Annotated in this window: 1 protein-coding gene; it reads left to right on the top strand. The window is 75.7% G+C overall.

The window, feature by feature from the left end:
• On the top strand, positions 1 to 1,358 hold a 1,358-nt coding region (locus D8M35_RS16075), incomplete at both ends, for an adenosylhomocysteinase (RefSeq protein WP_126892706.1).

Raw genomic sequence — 1,358 nt, 5'->3', positions numbered from 1 at the left:
CCTCGGGGACCCGGACGAGTCGACCGTCGCCGTCGAACGCGAGGCAGACCGCCCGCGCGGCAGCACCCTCGTGGTCGTGGACGCCGGCCGGTACGCACCAGCGGTCGACGAGGACGCCTTCGGCCCGGTCGCACCCGCCCGCCCGGGCGTGCTCGCGGTCCCGACGCACTCCGACGACGTCTTCCTCGTGTCCACGGGACGGGAACCGGAGGACGACCCGGCCGCTGAGGCGCGCATCCGCTGGGCTCGCCGGCACATGCCGGTCGCCCGCACGATCGCCGCGGGACTCCGCGACGGCGGACTGCTCCGCGGCACCAGGGTCGGCGTCGCGATGGTCCTCGAGCCGAAGACCGCCGTGCTCAGCCTGCTCCTGCGCGACGCGGGTGCCGAGGTCGTCGTGTACGCCCACGCCGACGAGACCGACGACGCGGTCGCCGACGTGCTCCGCCGTGCCGGGTTGCCGGTCCACGCGGACAGCACCGCGTCGCTCGCCGAGCAGCACCGCCTCGCCCTCGCGATGCTCGACACCCGCCCGCACGTGCTGCTCGACGACGGCTCGCACCTGATCCGTCTGGCGCACCAGGAGCGACCGGAGCTGCTGCCGACGATGCTCGGCGCTGCGGAGGAGACGACGAGCGGCCTCCGGCCCCTCCGCGTCATGGCCGACCGCGGAGCGCTCGGCATCCCGGTGGTCGCCGTGAACGACGCCCGCGCCAAGACGTGCTTCGACAACCGGTTCGGCACGGGTCAGTCGACGGTGTTCGCGACCCTCGACCTGGTCGACGCGCTCCCGTCCGGCGCGCACCGGGCCCGGCCGGGAGGCACGGCGGTCGTCGCCGGCTTCGGTCCCGTCGGCGAGGGGGTCGCCCAGGTCCTCGTCGCGCTCGGCTTCCGGGTCACGGTCGCCGAGGTCGACCCGATCCGCGCCCTGCAGGCGCGCTTCGCCGGGCACGCGGTCGCACCGCTCGTCGACGCGGTCCGCGATGCCGACCTCGTGGTGAGCGCCACCGGGGTCGCGGACACCGTGGACCACGAGGTCCTGCGGGCCTGCGCCGCCGGAGCGGTGGTGTCGGTCGCCGGTGGTGTGGACGACGAGGTCGCCCTGACCGTCGCGGACGGCGCCGGCGCGGTCCGGACGACCGTGGCGCGGCACGTGGAGCGCCTGACCTGGCCGGACGGCCACCACGTGCTCGTCCTCGCCGGCGGCAGCGGGGTGAACACGAGCGCGGCCGAGGGCAACCCCGTCGAGATCATGGACCTGTCCTTCGCGGTGCAGCTCGGCGCCCTGCGGATGCTGCTCGAGCGCGGTGACGAGCTCCCGCGCGCCGTCGTGCCGGTCGATCCGGCCGTGGACGAGG

Source organism: Curtobacterium sp. HSID17257 (assembly GCF_003989515.1).
Lineage (GTDB): Bacteria > Actinomycetota > Actinomycetes > Actinomycetales > Microbacteriaceae > Curtobacterium.
This window is presented reverse-complemented; position numbering and strand designations above follow the sequence as displayed.